At 66.8% G+C, this 14,553-nt stretch carries 11 protein-coding genes; 4 read left to right on the top strand and 7 right to left on the bottom strand.

What is annotated here, in order from left to right; translation table 11 throughout:
• Nucleotides 1–34 precede the first annotated feature (34 nt).
• Both AC4D2O_RS13915 and AC4D2O_RS13910 read left to right on the top strand, forming a co-directional pair.
• Nucleotides 35–2,164, top strand: a complete 2,130-nt coding sequence (locus AC4D2O_RS13915; RefSeq protein WP_490907941.1) for an MMPL family transporter — start codon at nucleotides 35–37, stop codon at nucleotides 2,162–2,164.
• A gap of 117 nt (nucleotides 2,165–2,281) precedes the next feature.
• Nucleotides 2,282–2,905: a TetR/AcrR family transcriptional regulator gene (locus tag AC4D2O_RS13910; RefSeq protein ID WP_490907940.1), complete on the top strand. Its 624-nt coding sequence runs from the start codon at nucleotides 2,282–2,284 to the stop codon at nucleotides 2,903–2,905.
• A 75-nt stretch (nucleotides 2,906–2,980) separates the two neighbouring features.
• On the opposite strand, the gene AC4D2O_RS13905 is transcribed toward AC4D2O_RS13910, so the two are convergent.
• The gene (locus AC4D2O_RS13905; protein ID WP_490907939.1) at nucleotides 2,981–3,952 is read right to left on the bottom strand and encodes an aldo/keto reductase; all 972 of its coding nucleotides are present in this window, start codon (nucleotides 3,950–3,952) and stop codon (nucleotides 2,981–2,983) included.
• A 319-nt stretch (nucleotides 3,953–4,271) separates the two neighbouring features.
• Here AC4D2O_RS13905 and AC4D2O_RS13900 point away from each other — a divergent pair, with 319 nt between their 5' ends.
• Nucleotides 4,272–5,504 (top strand): saccharopine dehydrogenase family protein, encoded by a 1,233-nt coding sequence (locus AC4D2O_RS13900; RefSeq protein WP_490907938.1) that lies wholly within the window; start codon nucleotides 4,272–4,274, stop codon nucleotides 5,502–5,504.
• A 77-nt stretch (nucleotides 5,505–5,581) separates the two neighbouring features.
• Here the strand turns inward: AC4D2O_RS13900 and AC4D2O_RS13895 are convergent, their stop codons facing one another.
• Nucleotides 5,582–6,208: a maleylpyruvate isomerase family mycothiol-dependent enzyme gene (locus tag AC4D2O_RS13895; RefSeq protein WP_490907937.1), complete on the bottom strand. Its 627-nt coding sequence runs from the start codon at nucleotides 6,206–6,208 to the stop codon at nucleotides 5,582–5,584.
• Nucleotides 6,209–7,354: 1,146 nt separating this feature from the next.
• Between AC4D2O_RS13895 and AC4D2O_RS13890 the strand changes: the two genes are divergently transcribed.
• A complete protein-coding gene (locus tag AC4D2O_RS13890) occupies nucleotides 7,355–7,594 on the top strand; it encodes a YegP family protein (protein ID WP_490907936.1) in 240 nt (79 codons plus the stop codon).
• A 298-nt stretch (nucleotides 7,595–7,892) separates the two neighbouring features.
• Here AC4D2O_RS13890 and AC4D2O_RS13885 read toward each other — a convergent pair whose 3' ends face one another.
• The 5 genes from AC4D2O_RS13885 to ileS all read right to left on the bottom strand — a co-directional run bounded on the left by AC4D2O_RS13885 (nucleotide 7,893) and on the right by ileS (nucleotide 14,541).
• On the bottom strand, nucleotides 7,893–8,858 hold the full coding sequence (locus tag AC4D2O_RS13885) for an aldo/keto reductase (protein ID WP_490907935.1): 966 nt from the start codon (nucleotides 8,856–8,858) through the stop codon (nucleotides 7,893–7,895).
• A gap of 68 nt (nucleotides 8,859–8,926) precedes the next feature.
• Nucleotides 8,927–9,343: a nucleoside-diphosphate kinase gene (gene ndk / locus AC4D2O_RS13880; RefSeq protein ID WP_490907934.1), complete on the bottom strand. Its 417-nt coding sequence runs from the start codon at nucleotides 9,341–9,343 to the stop codon at nucleotides 8,927–8,929.
• Nucleotides 9,344–9,418: 75 nt separating this feature from the next.
• On the bottom strand, nucleotides 9,419–9,853 hold the full coding sequence (locus tag AC4D2O_RS13875; protein WP_490907933.1) for a DUF4233 domain-containing protein: 435 nt from the start codon (nucleotides 9,851–9,853) through the stop codon (nucleotides 9,419–9,421).
• Nucleotides 9,854–9,860: 7 nt separating this feature from the next.
• Entirely contained in the window at nucleotides 9,861–11,240 is a 1,380-nt protein-coding gene (locus tag AC4D2O_RS13870) for a bifunctional folylpolyglutamate synthase/dihydrofolate synthase (protein WP_490907932.1), read from the bottom strand.
• On the bottom strand, nucleotides 11,233–14,541 hold the full coding sequence (ileS, locus tag AC4D2O_RS13865; protein WP_490907931.1) for an isoleucine--tRNA ligase: 3,309 nt from the start codon (nucleotides 14,539–14,541) through the stop codon (nucleotides 11,233–11,235). Before ileS ends, AC4D2O_RS13870 begins: the two co-directional genes overlap by 8 nt.
• Nucleotides 14,542–14,553: the final 12 nt, after the last annotated feature.

Raw genomic sequence — 14,553 nt, 5'->3', positions numbered from 1 at the left:
ACTCGACGCCGGGCAGGCGCAGCTCGATGCAGGTTTGCAACAACTCGACACCGCGCAGGCCCAGCTGGACCGCTCACGACAGGCTGCGACAGGGCCGGTAGTCCAGGCGTTGGAAGCCCAGCAACAGCGGCTCGATACGCAGTCGGCCACGCTCGAGGCGCAGCAGAAGACTCTCGATGACGGGCGGGCGAAGCTCGAGGAGCAGAACCGACAGCTCGAGGACGGCACGGAGCTCTTCTCCTTCACGGAGAACATCGGCTCCGTCTCCGACGACGGCACGACGGCGATCATCAACGTCAGCTTTGACGTGCCGCAGCTCGAGCTGAGCAACGAGACCCGCGAGGGGGTCATCGACTATGTGGCGGAGCATCCGATCGAAGGCGTGAACGTCGAGTACGCGAACTCCCTCGCCCAGGCCACCCCCAGCGTCTTCGGCCCCGGTGAAGCCATCGGACTGATCATCGCGGCCATCGTCTTGTTCGTCATGCTCGGCACGGTCCTCGCTGCGACGCTGCCCCTGGTCAGCGCCATCGTCGGCATCGGCGTAGCCCTTACGGCCTCGTTGGCATTCTCGGGCGCCGTGGAGATGGCATCCGTGACACCGGTCCTCGGCCTCATGCTGGGCCTCGCGGTCGGTATCGACTACTCACTGTTCATCCTCAACCGCCACCGCAAGCAACTCATCGCAGGAACGGACCTGCACGAATCCATCGGGCTCGCGAACGGTACGGCCGGCAACGCAGTGGTGTTCGCCGGGTCGACCGTCGTCGTCGCCCTGCTGGCCCTGAACATCACCGGGGTGCCGTTCCTCGGCCTGATGGGCACCGTCGGTGCCGTCAGCGTCGCCGTCGCGGTCCTCGTGGCCATCACCCTCACCCCGGCACTGCTCGGACTTGCGAAGGACCGGGTGCTTTCACGCAAGGAACGGGTCCACCGCGGGCATCCCCCGCAGCACCGCGTCGAGAAGCAAATCACCCCCATGCGGACCGGACGAGCGGTGACCAGCGTCATCGTCGGGGCCTCCGTCCTGTTGCTGGTCGCCGCGCCGGCCCTGTCGATGCGTCTCGGCCTGCCGGACGGGTCCTCCGAACCGGAGGACTCCACCCAGTACCGGGCCCACCAGATCACCACCGAGAAGTTCGGTGACGGAGTCAACGGGACCCTGCTCGTTACAGCCGACCTTCCAGAAGGAACACCCGACGACGAGATCCTGACGGAGCAGCTCGACACTGCCCGCTCAATTGCGGGCGAGGAGAACGTGACCGCCGTAGCGCCGATCGCCGTCTCCGACGACAACGCCCTGGCCGCATTTCAGGTCATCCCGACTGGAGGGCCCAACGACGCCTCGACCGAGGACCTTGTCCGCAGTCTCCGGGACCTCCCCGCCCCTGACGGGTCCACGCTCGGTGTGGCCGGTCAGGCTGCGACAAACATCGACATCTCCGGCAACCTCGCCGACGTCCTCCCGCTCTACGTAGCCGTCGTCGTCGGCCTGTCCTTCCTCATCATGGTCGTCGTCTTCCGGTCCCTGCTCGTCCCACTGATCGCAACGGCCGGTTTCATCCTGTCCCTCATCGCCACCTACGGGGCCCTCACCGCGGTCTTCCAATGGGGTTGGCTCGGCGGACTCTTCGGCATCCATGATCCAGGGCCGATCCTGAGCTTCCTGCCGGTCATCCTCGTCGGAATCCTCTTCGGCCTCGCCATGGACTATCAGCTCTTCCTCACCGCCGGAATGCGCGAAGCCTTCGTCCATAGCTCCCCTGCCCGACTCGCCGTCGCCCAGGGCTTCCGGGCCGGCCGCTCCGTCGTCACCGCTGCAGCCCTCATCATGGTCTCGGTCTTCAGCGGCTTCATCTTCGCCCACTCCACCATCATCCGAGCCGTCGGTTTCGGGCTCGCGTTCGGCGTGCTCGTCGACGCGTTCATCATCCGCATGCTCGTTGTCCCCGCCCTCATGCATCTCCTCGGACGCAGCGCCTGGTGGACCCCCGCCTGGCTGGGACGGATTCTCCCCAACGTCGATGTCGAAGGCGCCGCCCTCGAACGCCAGCACCCGCCCCGCCCCGTGGACCATCAGAACAACCAGCACGATCGAGCAGCGGCTCGTCCACCCCGAGGGCGGACCGGCTCTGCGGGGCTCTCTGGCGCAGGCCCGCACTGACGAGGCCGCCCTCGGCCCGGCTCGCTACATGCCCCTGCAGCAGTTGGTCGCCCTGAGCCAGGGCAGGGTCTGTCGGAGCGAATGCGTACTCATCGGTACAGAACGTATGGTGGACGCATGGTGAGTAACGAGACGGTCCGTAGCGGTCGACCTCGCGAGTTCGATGTGGACGACGCACTGGAGGCTGCGCTTACGGTCTTCTGGTCCAAGGGCTACGAGGGGTCGACCTTGGCTGATCTGACGTCCGCCATGGGGATCACGAAGACGAGCATGTACGCGGCGTTCGGCAACAAGGAACAACTCTTCCGGAAAGCTCTGGATCGCTATACGAACGGCCCCGCTTCGTACGGCTACCGAGCCCTCGAGGAACCCACCGCGCTTCGGGTTGTGACGACCCTGCTCCATGGTGCTGCAACGACAACTACACGCGGTGGAGCGCCAACTGGTTGTCTCGGGGTGCAGGGAGCGCTGGTGACAGGCGACGCTGCTCTTCCTGTTCGGGAGATACTCGTTGCGTGGAGGCGGGATGTCGGCGTCAAACTGGAGGAACGGTTCCGGCGGGCACTGGTGGAGGGTGATTTACATGAGAGTTCGGACCCTCATGCCCTTGCGACCTTTGTGATGAGTGTTGCTTACGGCATAGCAGTCCAGGCGGCAAGCGGTTACACCCAGTCCGACCTGCACGACGTGGCGGACCAGGCAATACGAAATGGTCCTTGGGGATCCGCAACCGCTGCTTAGGCGGTCAGCCCTGTTCAGAGGTGAGTCGAGCCGGGCTCGCGGCGCGAGCGAGCAGAACGCACCGCGGCAGCGAAGTCATCGGTCGACTACAGCCATGCTTTCTTCGTCGAAGCGCTCCCCCCTGGCCGACGGCAGGTTACTCAAGCGAGTGAGTTGAGCCGAGGAGAGCTCTATGTCATCCGCAGCACTGTTCTCCTCCAGGCGCGAGACGCGCTTGGTGCCCGGAATGGGGGCGATGTCGTCGCCCTGGGCGAGGAGCCACGCAAGCGCCACCTGCGCCGGCGTCCTATCGACCTCAGCCGCCACCGCCTCCACTTCATCGACGATCTTCAGGTTGAGCTCGAGGTTGCCGCCGGTGAAACGGGGATTCCCTCGACGCCAATCGCCACCCTCGAGGCCGTCGAGTGTGCGGATACCCCCTGTAAGAAATCCGTGACCCAGAGGCGAGAAGGGCACGAGTCCGATCCCCAACTCGCGCAGGACAGGGAGTACTTCGGCTTCAGTATCGCGAGTCCATAATGAATATTCGGACTGCACGGCCGCGATCGGGTGAACTGCATTCGCCCGGCGGATAGTCGAGGGGCCGGCTTCGGACAGCCCGAGGTGGAGAATTTTCCCCTCGCTGACCAGGTCCGCAAGAGCGCCGACGGTTTCCTCGATCGGCGTCGCGGGGTCCATGCGGTGCTGGTAATACAGATCGATGTGATCCGTGCCGAGCCGACGCAGAGAGCCCTCGACAGCCCTTCGTACGTTCTCGGCAGTCCCGTCCATCCCCTCCCTCCCGGTATGAGAGATCAGACCGAATTTGGAAGCGATGACGACCTCGTCGCGGCGCCCCGACAATGCACGAGCCAAAAGCTCCTCGTTGACGTAGGGGCCATACACCTCGGCAGTATCGAAGTGGGTCACTCCGAGGTCGATCGCCCGATGAATCGTCCGTATCGACTCACCCTCATCCTGTCCGGCACCTGTGTAGAACGCGGACATTCCCATCACCCCGAGACCAATCCGCGACACGTCAAGGCCGCCGAGATTCACAAGTTTCATGCTCACTCCTTCTTCAATTCAAGTGGTGGATGTGACCTCCAGGAAACCCGCTCTATAGCGCGGATGAGCATCGAAGTCGGCGGCCCGTCTTACCCTGACCTATTCAGTACCGTAAGGTACATAAGTCGCTCAGGTCAATGGTCGGGCGTGGGAAGCTCGGCATCTGGACGAGACAATGGGACTCGCCGATTGGTGGAACAACTGCGTTGATGGGCTGCCGATGAGGGTGCCGATCCCGTCGTACCCGTCGCCGGCGTGATCGTCCACGGGCAATACCGAGGCGATGCCGGTTCGGCCACGGTCGTGGAAGACTGCCTGCATGGAGACTCGAGCGCGCGACCACGACCTCGTTCTGCTCGGCGCCACGGGCTTCGTCGGTGAACTGGTCGCCGGGTACCTCGCGGACCACGCACCGCCGGAGCTCCGCGTGGGACTCGCGGGCAGGTCGAGGAAGAAGCTCGAAGCGGTGCGGTCCAGGCTGCCCGTCGCCGCACGCGACTGGTCCCTCCTTGAAGCCGACACGGAGCTCCCCGACTCGCTCGCCGCGCTGGCCGCGGGCACAAGGGCGCTTTTCACCACGGTGGGCCCCTACACGAAGTACGGATTGCCGGTCGTGGAGGCGTGCGCACGGGCCGGCACACACTACGGGGACCTGACGGGAGAGGTGTCCTTCGTCCGCGACGCCATCGACCGCTACGACGCCCTGGCGAGGACCACCGGCGCACGGATCGTCCATGCGTGCGGCTACGACTCCATCCCCTCGGACCTCGGGGTGCTGCTGCTGCACCGGGCCGCGCAGGCCGACGGTGCCGGCGGGCTGACCGAGGTCGAGCTGGTGGCGACCGCCAAGGGCGGCTTCAGCGGGGGCACGATCGACTCGATGCGGGGGCAGCTAGACGGCGTGCGCACGGACCCGTTGCTGCGAAGGCTCGCGGCCGATCCCTACTCCCTCAGCCCCGATCGGGCGGAGGAACCTCCTACGCGGCAGCCCGCGGATCTGGGCTGGGTCGGCCGTTCGAAGGACGGCCTGTGGACGGCTCCCTTCGTCATGGCGTCGGCGAACACGCGGATCGTACGTCGCAGCACCGCGCTGCAGGGGTGGGCCTACGGCAGGTCCCTGCAGTACGGCGAGGTGATGGGCATGGGACGCGGGCCCGCAGGGGCTGTCGTCGCCGGCGCGACGGCGATCGGTCTGCGCGCCTTCGGAGCTGCGATGGTGTTCCCCCCGACGCGGAAGCTGCTCGACCGGGCCCTTCCTGCCCCGGGCACCGGCCCGAGCGAGGCCACGCAGCGCGCTGGCTGGTTCCGTTCCCAGGTGACGGCCTCGACGGAGGGCGGTCGACGGTACCGGGCCGTCGCAGCCGGACCGGGCGATCCCGGGTACGCTGCTACCGCTGTGATGGCCGGGGAGACAGCGCTCTGCCTGGCCCTCGACGGCGACCGTCTGCCGCCCGCCGCCGGCTCCCTCACCCCTGCGACCGCCCTCGGCGATGTCCTGGTGGAGAGGCTGCGCGCGGCAGGCCACACCTATGAGGTCACACTCCTCACCTGACGCTCTAGTCCGACGACATCGTGTTCCGCCAGGGACAGCCGGTGGACCATTGTGTTCGAGGCCTGAGGACTTCAACGTCAGGGCAGCCGAGCTCGCAGGGTCGGGAGCCCGTCACCGGCGAGGACCCCCAGGGCAGCACTGCGCCCCGTGAGAACCAGCAGAAAAGCTTCCGCTCGACCACTGACTGATGGGCCGTGGCCGTGTGCCCAGTCGAGGTCGTCAGCTTCGAAGTGCAGTCCGTCCAGCAAACCCCGGGGGACGAGACCACGGCCGGATCGGCTGATCAAGAAGGTGAGCGACGTGGCCACCCGATCCTCCGGAAGCTCGCGTACCAACCCGAGCGGCCAGCGGATATCCAATCCGTGCACCAACAAGTCGGTGAGGGGCGCCTCCGGGCCAGACCCGGGTGGGGTGAAGCGCGATGCCGCTCGTCGTCGTAGCACCTCCACGATCTCGTCAAAAGGTCGCGCAGCCTGCTGGCGAGTCAGGCGCACGTTCGCGCGATCGAAGTCACCGCGACAGGCCAGCATCGTCAGGAGGAAGGCCGGCATACGCACCTCAAGAGGCATGACAAGATGAGCGGCGACATCGTGAACACTCCAGCCCTCGCACAGGCTCGGCGTCCTCTGCTGCTCCAGGGACAGCTCCGACAGCATGTCGGCCACGGCCCGACGCTCGTCGGCGATAGCCGCGAAGACATCCATGGGCCAATGGTTCCACGCTGAAGGTGGGTGGACCATACCTTGAGTCGGCCATCGGCGGTGCCGCAGGCCGGCTCGCTGACCGCAAAGCACCCGGCCGTTCCGGATGACGACCCCTCCCCTACTCATCGGCGGAGCTCCAGCACATGGGTCGGCGTACCACTCACCGATGGTAGTCAGCATGCTTTGATGACATATGAGTGTTTCCAAGAAGGCCAGATACATGGCGTCGGGGCTGCTGTTGACCATTTCTGGAGCAGTCGGTGGCGTCGTCTTCTTTCTTCAACCGTGGCGCAGTTGCCCCGAAATCGACGACAGTTCCGCAGGTTGCCCCGCCACATCGACCGATCAGGCTCTACTAGTCCTGGCTCTTTTCATTCTTGTGGTGGGAGTAATTCTTCTCGTGAACTCGATGAAACCAGAACGTTTGTCTTCCGACGCAGCAGGGCACTTCGGGAAGCTCAACTAGGCTGCTCACGTCTTTGGAGGAGGAATTGGGATTACCGCCGGAGAAACGCGGTACGGGTGCCTCTGATCAGTCATTCAAGGGTTTCATCACCTCGCTGCAGCGAGCCGATCAAATGCTGAGCGCGGGGCAGTCCGGGAGAGCCCAGGAGCTTTTCGACGGTGCAGCGCATCTAATAGGAGACACCTGGTCTTTCACCTCGGAGTTGGGTATTCATGTGCTCGAATACGTACGGGTGTCGACACATTGATCATCTGAGTCGTAACTGCTCGAGCTCCTGTCGGCGACGACAGCCAGGACGAACCGCAGCAGGGAGGATGGCTACGCGACAGTTCTCTGATGTATGAGAGCGGCACCGTGGTCGTCAGGTATTGCTCGTGCGTCAGCAGTGGGCGGTAAACAGGAACTCAAGGAAACGAAAGACCAAGCTGCTTAGCAAAAAGGGGAACAAAAGAATCTAGGCTGCTTAGTGAAAAGCGCGTTGAAATCACTGGTGCGGACGCATCCCATAGGCGGTTACTCGCCAGTAAGAAAAAAGACCTTTACCCTAGGTGCATTGGGTGTGGCTGGGGTCACATAGGGCAAGCCCTATCCCATTTCCGGGCCAACCGGAACGCAGCGCTGAGTTCCGGATTCGATGACGAACCGGGCAGTTCCCCTGCCTCGGTGATGAGGGGCTAGTTGTGAGCGGAACGTTTGAGCTTTTCCAGGACGGAGGAGCTTCCTTCAGGTTCAGGCTGAAAGCGGCCGGTGGGACGGTCGTCGCCGTATCCGGGCAGTTCCCGGACAAAGGGTCAGCGGTCGAGGGCATTCGCGCGGTCCGTGAGTGCGCCGGGACGGGGCTGATCACGGACCTCTGCCCACCGATGTCCTGTGAAGCAGCAAGGGAGCAGAACCCCTTCCCGGCCGCTGGGGCCGGGTGACACACCCTTCAGTCCAAGGAAGGCCGCCCGCGAGGCGCGGTACCCGATAGGCACCAGGTCGCCTGATACTTGAAGCGCTCACAGCGCCCGGCCAAGATATGCCGGAGCTGCGGAACGACAACCCGCTTCAAGAGCAGGCTTCCTGGCTCCTCACGGGTAGGGCACATCGCGGTTACCCATCACCTGTCCCGACAAGCGCACCAGCAAGCGGTGCAGTCGTGCAGGGCACGGGGGTTGCGACCGGCTTTGGGTGTGAGCCGCGCCGGCAAGCGGCAGGCACGGAGAATGGCCGCTGGAGTCAGGCGGCGGGGCGAGGGAAGATCCGGTCCAATTCCGTGAGGTCCTCGTCCGACGGCGACCATGCGGCAGCCGCCGCGTTCTGGCGCACCTGCTCGGGCGACGTGGCTCCGGCGATCACGGATCCGACCGAGGGCTGGGCCGCGAGCCAGGAGAAGGCGACCTGCACCTCGGTGAGGTCCCGCTCGGCTGTGAACGCCGAGAAGGCCTCGAGCTGGTCCCAGTCCGCCGTCTCCAGCACGTTCCTGCGGGAGTGCGTGAGCCTGCTGCCGGCCGGCACCTCGTTGCGGCGGTACTTGCCGGTCAGGAGCCCGTTGGCGAGGGGGAAGTACGGCAGGATGCCGAGACCGTAGGCCTCCGCTGCCGGCACGACCTCGCGTTCCAGCCGCCGGTCCAGCAGGCTGTAGGGATTCTGCGCCGAGATGAAGGGCGTGTAGCCGCCGCTGCGCGCGGTGAACTCCGCCTCGGCGATCTGCCAGCCCGCGAAGTTGGAGTGCCCCAGATAGCGGACCTTGCCGCTGGTCACGAGGTCGTCGAGGGCCGCGAGGGTCTCCTCGACGGGGGTGAGGGCGTCCGGTGCGTGGTACTGGTACAGGTCGATCCAGTCGGTCCCGAGGCGCCGCAGGGACGCTTCGGCGGCCCGGACGATGTAGCGGCGCGAGCCGCGCGCACCCCAGTCGGGTCCATTCGCACCAGCCATGTCCAGGCCGAACTTCGTGGCGAGCACGACGTCGTCGCGCCGGCTGCCCAGCGCCTTGCCCAGCTGGATCTCACTGACGCCGGGCGCCTTGCCGTACATGTCGGCGACGTCGAAGAGCGTGATGCCGGCTTCGATCGCGGCGTGCACCACGGCGTCGGTGCCCTCCTGCGACTCGGAGCTCGTGCCGGCCCTGCCCAGGTTGTTGCAGCCGAGCCCGACGGTGGAAACGCTGAGCCCGGAGGTACCCAGTCTTTGGTAGGTCATCATTGCCCTAACCTACCAAGACGGTTGCCCCGGGCACATGACCCGGGGCAACCGTTCATCCGCTGGCATTCTCAGGCGAACCAGATATCGATCTCGCGTTCGGCGGACTCCGCCGAGTCGGAGCCGTGCACGAGGTTCTGCTGCACCTTCACGCCCCAGTCACGGCCGAAGTCACCACGGATGGTGCCGGGCGCCGCCGTCGTCGGCTCCGTGGCACCGGCGAGGGAGCGGAAACCCTCGATGACGCGCTGGCCCTCGAAGATCGCGGCGACGACGGGCCCGCTGAGCATGAACTCGACGAGCGGGTCGAAGAACGGCTTGCCGACGTGCTCGGCGTAGTGCTCCTCGAGCAGCTCGCGGGTGGCGTGGACCTGCTTCAGTTCGGCGATGGTGTAGCCCTTCGCCTCGATGCGGGACAGGATGGTGCCGGTCAGGCCGCGGGCCACGCCGTCGGGCTTGACGAGGACAAGGGTTCGCTCAACGCTCATGGGATCTCCTTCAGGGGGCGCCGTTCTCGACGGCGCAGCGGATCAGTATCGGGTCCGACTCTACTAAAGGCGCCGCTACTCGGGGTTCGCCTTCTCCCACTCGGCCTGCAGGCGGTCCCGCTCCACGTTCTCGCGGTCCACCCGCCGGCCCTGGCGGAGGCCGTAGAGCCAGGTGAGGGCGAACGCGAGCCCGACGACGAACATGGTCGGCTCCAGGAAGCCGCCCGCGATGATCACGAGCTGCAGTACCCAGCCCACCGCGATCCCCCACCGTTTCGTCAGGACGGCGCAGGTCAGGACCAGCACCACGCTGAGGGTCAGCCCTGAGGTCAGGATGAGGGCGGGCGAGATCTCGTCACGGCGCAGACCGAAGACCGTAAGCGTCGCGAAGAACACCACGAACGCCTCGAGCAGCAGCACAGTCGAGGCGAACATGATCTTGGTGGACCTGCGCTTCTTCGGCGTCCCGGGGCGCCACTCCCGCTGCGCCCTCGTCATTCGTCGAGCCATGCTCTGCCTACTTCCCTAGGAGCGTGCGGGCTTCCCCGACCACCGTGATGGAACCGGTCACGAGGACACCGCCCGCGAGGTCGTTGTCCTCCTCGGCCTTCATCACGGCCCACTCGAGGGCGTCGTCGAGGCCCGGCGCGATGTTGATGTTCTCCTCGGCGAAGCCCGCCGACAGGGCGGCCTGCAGGAGGTCCGCGGCGGGCACCGAGCGGGGCGAGGTGGACTGCGTCAGGCAGACGTCCTCCAGGATCCCGCCGAGCTCCTCGTGGAGTTCGGCGAGGATGCCCGCGGCATCCTTGTCCTCGAGGACCCCGATGACCAGCACGAGCCGGGAGAAGTCGAACGCCTCGTTGACACCCTTCGCCGCCGCTCGCGCACCGGCGGGGTTGTGGGCGGCGTCCACGATGATGCTCGGTGCGGTGCGCACCACCTCGAGGCGGCCCGGGGAGGTCACGGCGCGCAGGCCGTTCCGCACCAGGTCCGTCTGCAGCTCCCGCTCGCCGGCGCCGAGGAACGCCTCGACGGCGGCAACGGCGACGGCCGCGTTCTCGGCCTGGTGCTCGCCGTGCAGGGGGACGAGCAGCTCGCCGTAACGGCCGGCCAGCCCGGTGAGGGAGACCACCTGCCCGCCCACGGCGACCGTGCGGGACTCGACACCGAACTCGACACCCTCGAAGCGGAACTCGGCGCCCACCTCGCGGGCCCGGTCGAGGAGCACTTGGGCCGCGTCGCGGGGCTGGATGGCGCTGACGAGGAAGGAGCCGGGCTTGATGATGCCGGCCTTCTCGCGGGCGATGTCCTCCTCGGTGTCACCGAGGAGTTCGGTGTGGTCCAGGGAGATGGGCGTGATGACCGCTACCTGCCCGTCACCGACGTTCGTGGCGTCGGTGACCCCTCCGAGTCCCACCTCGATCACGCCGACATCGATCGGCTCGTCGGCGAAGATCGCGAACGCGAGGATCGTGATGCACTCGAAGTACGTGAGCCGGGGCTCCCCGGCGACGAGGAGCTCGCCGTCGACGATGTCCAGGTAGGGCTTGATCTCGTCCCACACCCGCACGAAGGTCTCGTCCGCGACGGGCTCGCCGTCGATGCTGATGCGTTCCGTGACCCGTGACAGGTGCGGGCTCGTGAACCGGCCGGTCCGGAGGTCGTGCGCCAGCAGGATGCTCTCGATCATGCGCGCCGTCGACGTCTTGCCGTTCGTGCCGGTGATGTGGATGATCGGGAACGCCCTGTTGGGCTCCCCGAGGATCTCCATGGCCCGGTACAGCGGAGCCATGCGCGGCTCCATCCTGTCCTCCGGGGCGCGGCCCAGGAGTTCGGCGTACACGCTCTCGACCGAGAAGGCGTCGAGCCCCGCACCGGTACCGTTCGTCTCATCCATGCTGCTGCTCCTGCTTCGCGACGGTGATGGTGAAATCGTTCCCCGAGCCCTCGACGGCCTCCACGCGGAGGTCCACCGTGAGCGTCTCGGTCCGGATCAGGCCGGCATTGGCCTCGAGGGCGGCGACCTGCTCGGCGGCGACCCCGATGGTGGTGCTGATGCGGTCGCTGATGTCGAGATCGGCGTCCCGGCGAGCCTGCTGAATGGCCCGGATGGCGTCCCGTGCCGTGCCCTCGGCCGCGAGTTCCGCGGTGACCTCGGTGTCGAGGACGAGGAATCCACCGCCCGGCAGCACGGTGACTGCCTTCGACGCGGCGTCGTTGCCCTCCACGACGGTGTCGAGCGTGTACTCGTGCGGCTCGAGCGCGAGGCCACCGGCGGTGACCTCGCCGGCGTCGTCCACGGACCAGTCCCCGGACTTCGAGGCCTTGATGACGGTCTGCACGTTCTTGCCGAGGCGGGGCCCGGCGGCCCGGGCGTTCACCACGAGGCGCTGCGCGATGCCGAACTCGGCCGGCTCGGCGTCCGCGGAATCCACCAGGCGGACGCCCTTGAGGTTCAGTTCGTCGGCGATGATCGAGGCGTACTGCCCGGAGAGGCCCTCGGCGCCGGGCGCGACGACCGTCAGCTCCCGCAGCGGCAGGCGCACCCGGAGGTTGGCCGCCTTGCGGAGGCTCGATCCGACGGAGCAGACCTGGCGGGTCCGGTCCATCTGCTCCACGAGGTCGGGAGCGGCCGGGAACGACGCCGCCTCGGGCCAGTCGGTGAGGTGCACGGACCGGCCGCCGGTGAGGCCGCGCCAGATCTCCTCCGTGACGAGCGGCAGCAGCGGGGCCGCCACGCGGCAGACGGCCTCGAGGCAGGTGTAGAGCACATCGAAGGCGTCGGTGTCCTCCTCGAAGAACCGCTGGCGGCTCCGGCGGACGTACCAGTTGGTCAGTGTGTCCAGGTAGCGGCGCAGCGACTCGCAGGCGTCGCTGATGGTGAACGCGTCGAGCGCCTCCGTGAGGTCCCGCACGAGGTTCCCCGTATTCGCGAGGATGTACCGATCGATCGGCTCCGCCAGCCGGGCGGCCGCCTCCGGGGTGACGGTCCTCGCCTCGTAGCCCTCGCCACCGTTCGCGGCATTGGTGTACAGGCTGAAGAAGTGCCAGACGTTCCACAGCGGCAGGATCACCTGGCGGACGCCGTCGCGGATACCCTGCTCGGTGACCACGAGGTTGCCGCCGCGCAGGATCGGGGAGGCCATGAGGAACCAGCGCATGGCGTCGGAGCCGTCGCGGTCGAACACCTCGGAGACGTCGGGATAGTTCCGCAGGCTCTTGGACATCTTCTGCCCGTCGGAGCCGAGCACGATCCCGTGGCTGATGACGTTGCGGAACGCGGGCCGGTCGAACAGCGCCGTGGACAGGATGTGCAGCATGTAGAACCAGCCGCGGGTCTGCCCGATGTACTCGACGATGAAGTCCGCCGGGTTGTGCGTGTCGAACCACTGCTCGTTCTCGAACGGGTAGTGCACCTGCCCGTAGGGCATGGAGCCGGAGTCGAACCAGACGTCGAGGACGTCCTCGACGCGCCGCATGGTGGAGCTGCCGGTCGGGTCGTCCGGGTTCGGGCGCGTGAGCTCGTCGATGAAGGGACGGTGGAGGTCCACCTCGCCCTGCTTGTTCACCGGCAGGCGGCCGAAGTCGGCCTGCAGCTCGGCGAGCGAGCCGTACACGTCGGTGCGCGGGTACTCGGGGTTGTCCGACTGCCACACGGGGATGGGGCTGCCCCAGAAGCGGTTGCGGCTGATGGACCAGTCGCGCGCGTTGGAGAGCCACTTGCCGAACTGGCCGTCCTTGACGTTGCCGGGGATCCAGGTGATGTCCTGGTTCAGCTCGACCATGCGGTCGCGGATCTTGGTGACCTCCACGTACCAGGAGGACACGGCGCGGTAGATGAGCGGGTTGCGGCACCGCCAGCAGTGCGGGTAGCTGTGGACGTAGCTGGACTGGCGCACGAGCCGTCCCTCGGATTTCAGCACGCGCGTGATGTGGCGGTTGGCCTCGAAGACCTGCAGGCCCGCGATCTCAGCGAGCGGTCCCTTGCCGAACAGGGGGAGGAACTTGGCGCCCTCGTCGACGGAGAGGATCACCTGGATGCCGGCGTCCTCGCAGACCTTCTGGTCCTCCTCGCCGTAGGCGGGTGCCTGGTGGACGAGCCCGGTACCGTCCGTCGTCGTCACGTAGTCCGCGACGAGGATGCGGAACGCATGGCGGTATCCGCCCTCCTCCGGGTCGGCGAGGTAGTCCCAGAGCGGCTCGTAGGTGAGACCCTCCAGTTCGGTGCCGCGGTGGCGGGAGGTGACCGCGTCGCGTGCGGCGGCGGCATCTGCGAACCCGAGGTCCTTGGCGTAGTTGCCGAGCAGGTCCTCCGCGAGGAGGTAGCGGCCCGCCCGGCCTCCGTGCTCGCCGTCGACGACGACGTAGGTGATGTCCGGCCCGACGGCGAGCGCCGCGTTGGTGGGCAGGGTCCAGGGTGTGGTGGTCCAGGCGAGGGCCTGGACGCCGGCGAGGTCCCGCGAGAGCTCGGTGGTGCCGGCGAGGATCGGGAAGGTCACCGTGACGGTCTGGTCCTGGCGGTCCTGGTAGACGTCCTCGTCCATGCGGAGCTCGTGGTTGGACAGCGGCGTCTCGTCGTTCCAGCAGTACGGGAGCACGCGGTACCCGTTGTAGGTCAGACCCTTCTCGTGCAGCGTCTTGAACGCCCAGAGGACGGACTCCATGTACTCGGGGTTGAGGGTCTTGTAGTCGTTGTCGAAGTCGACCCAGCGGGCCTGGCGCGTCACGTAGTCGCGCCACTCCCCGGCGTATTTCATGACGGAGGCGCGGGAGGCCTCGTTGAACTTGTCGATGCCCATGGCGAGGATCTGCTGCTTGTCGGTCATGCCGAGCTGCTTCATCGCCTCGAGCTCGGCCGGCAGGCCGTGGGTGTCCCAGCCGAAGCGCCGCTCCACGCGGTGCCCGCGCTGCGTCTGGTAGCGGCCCACGAGGTCCTTGGCATAGCCGGTGAGGAGATGTCCGTAGTGCGGCAGGCCGTTGGCGAACGGCGGGCCGTCGTAGAAGACGAACTCGTTGGAGCCGTCCGTCCCGGCGTCGCGGTTGTCGATGGAGGCCTGGAACGTGCCGTCCTTCTCCCAGTAGCTGAGCACGCGCTGCTCGAGCTCGGGGAAGCGCGGGGACGCGCTGGTCCCGGAGGTGGGCGCACCCGCGTCGTCGGGCGACACTGCTTTGGGGTAGATCTGCGGCATGGTTCTCATCCTGTGTACGGC

This window comes from Arthrobacter sp. TJ-238 (assembly GCF_058269215.1).
Note: the sequence above shows the minus strand (reverse complement) of the source record. Positions and strands in the feature narration are given on the sequence as shown.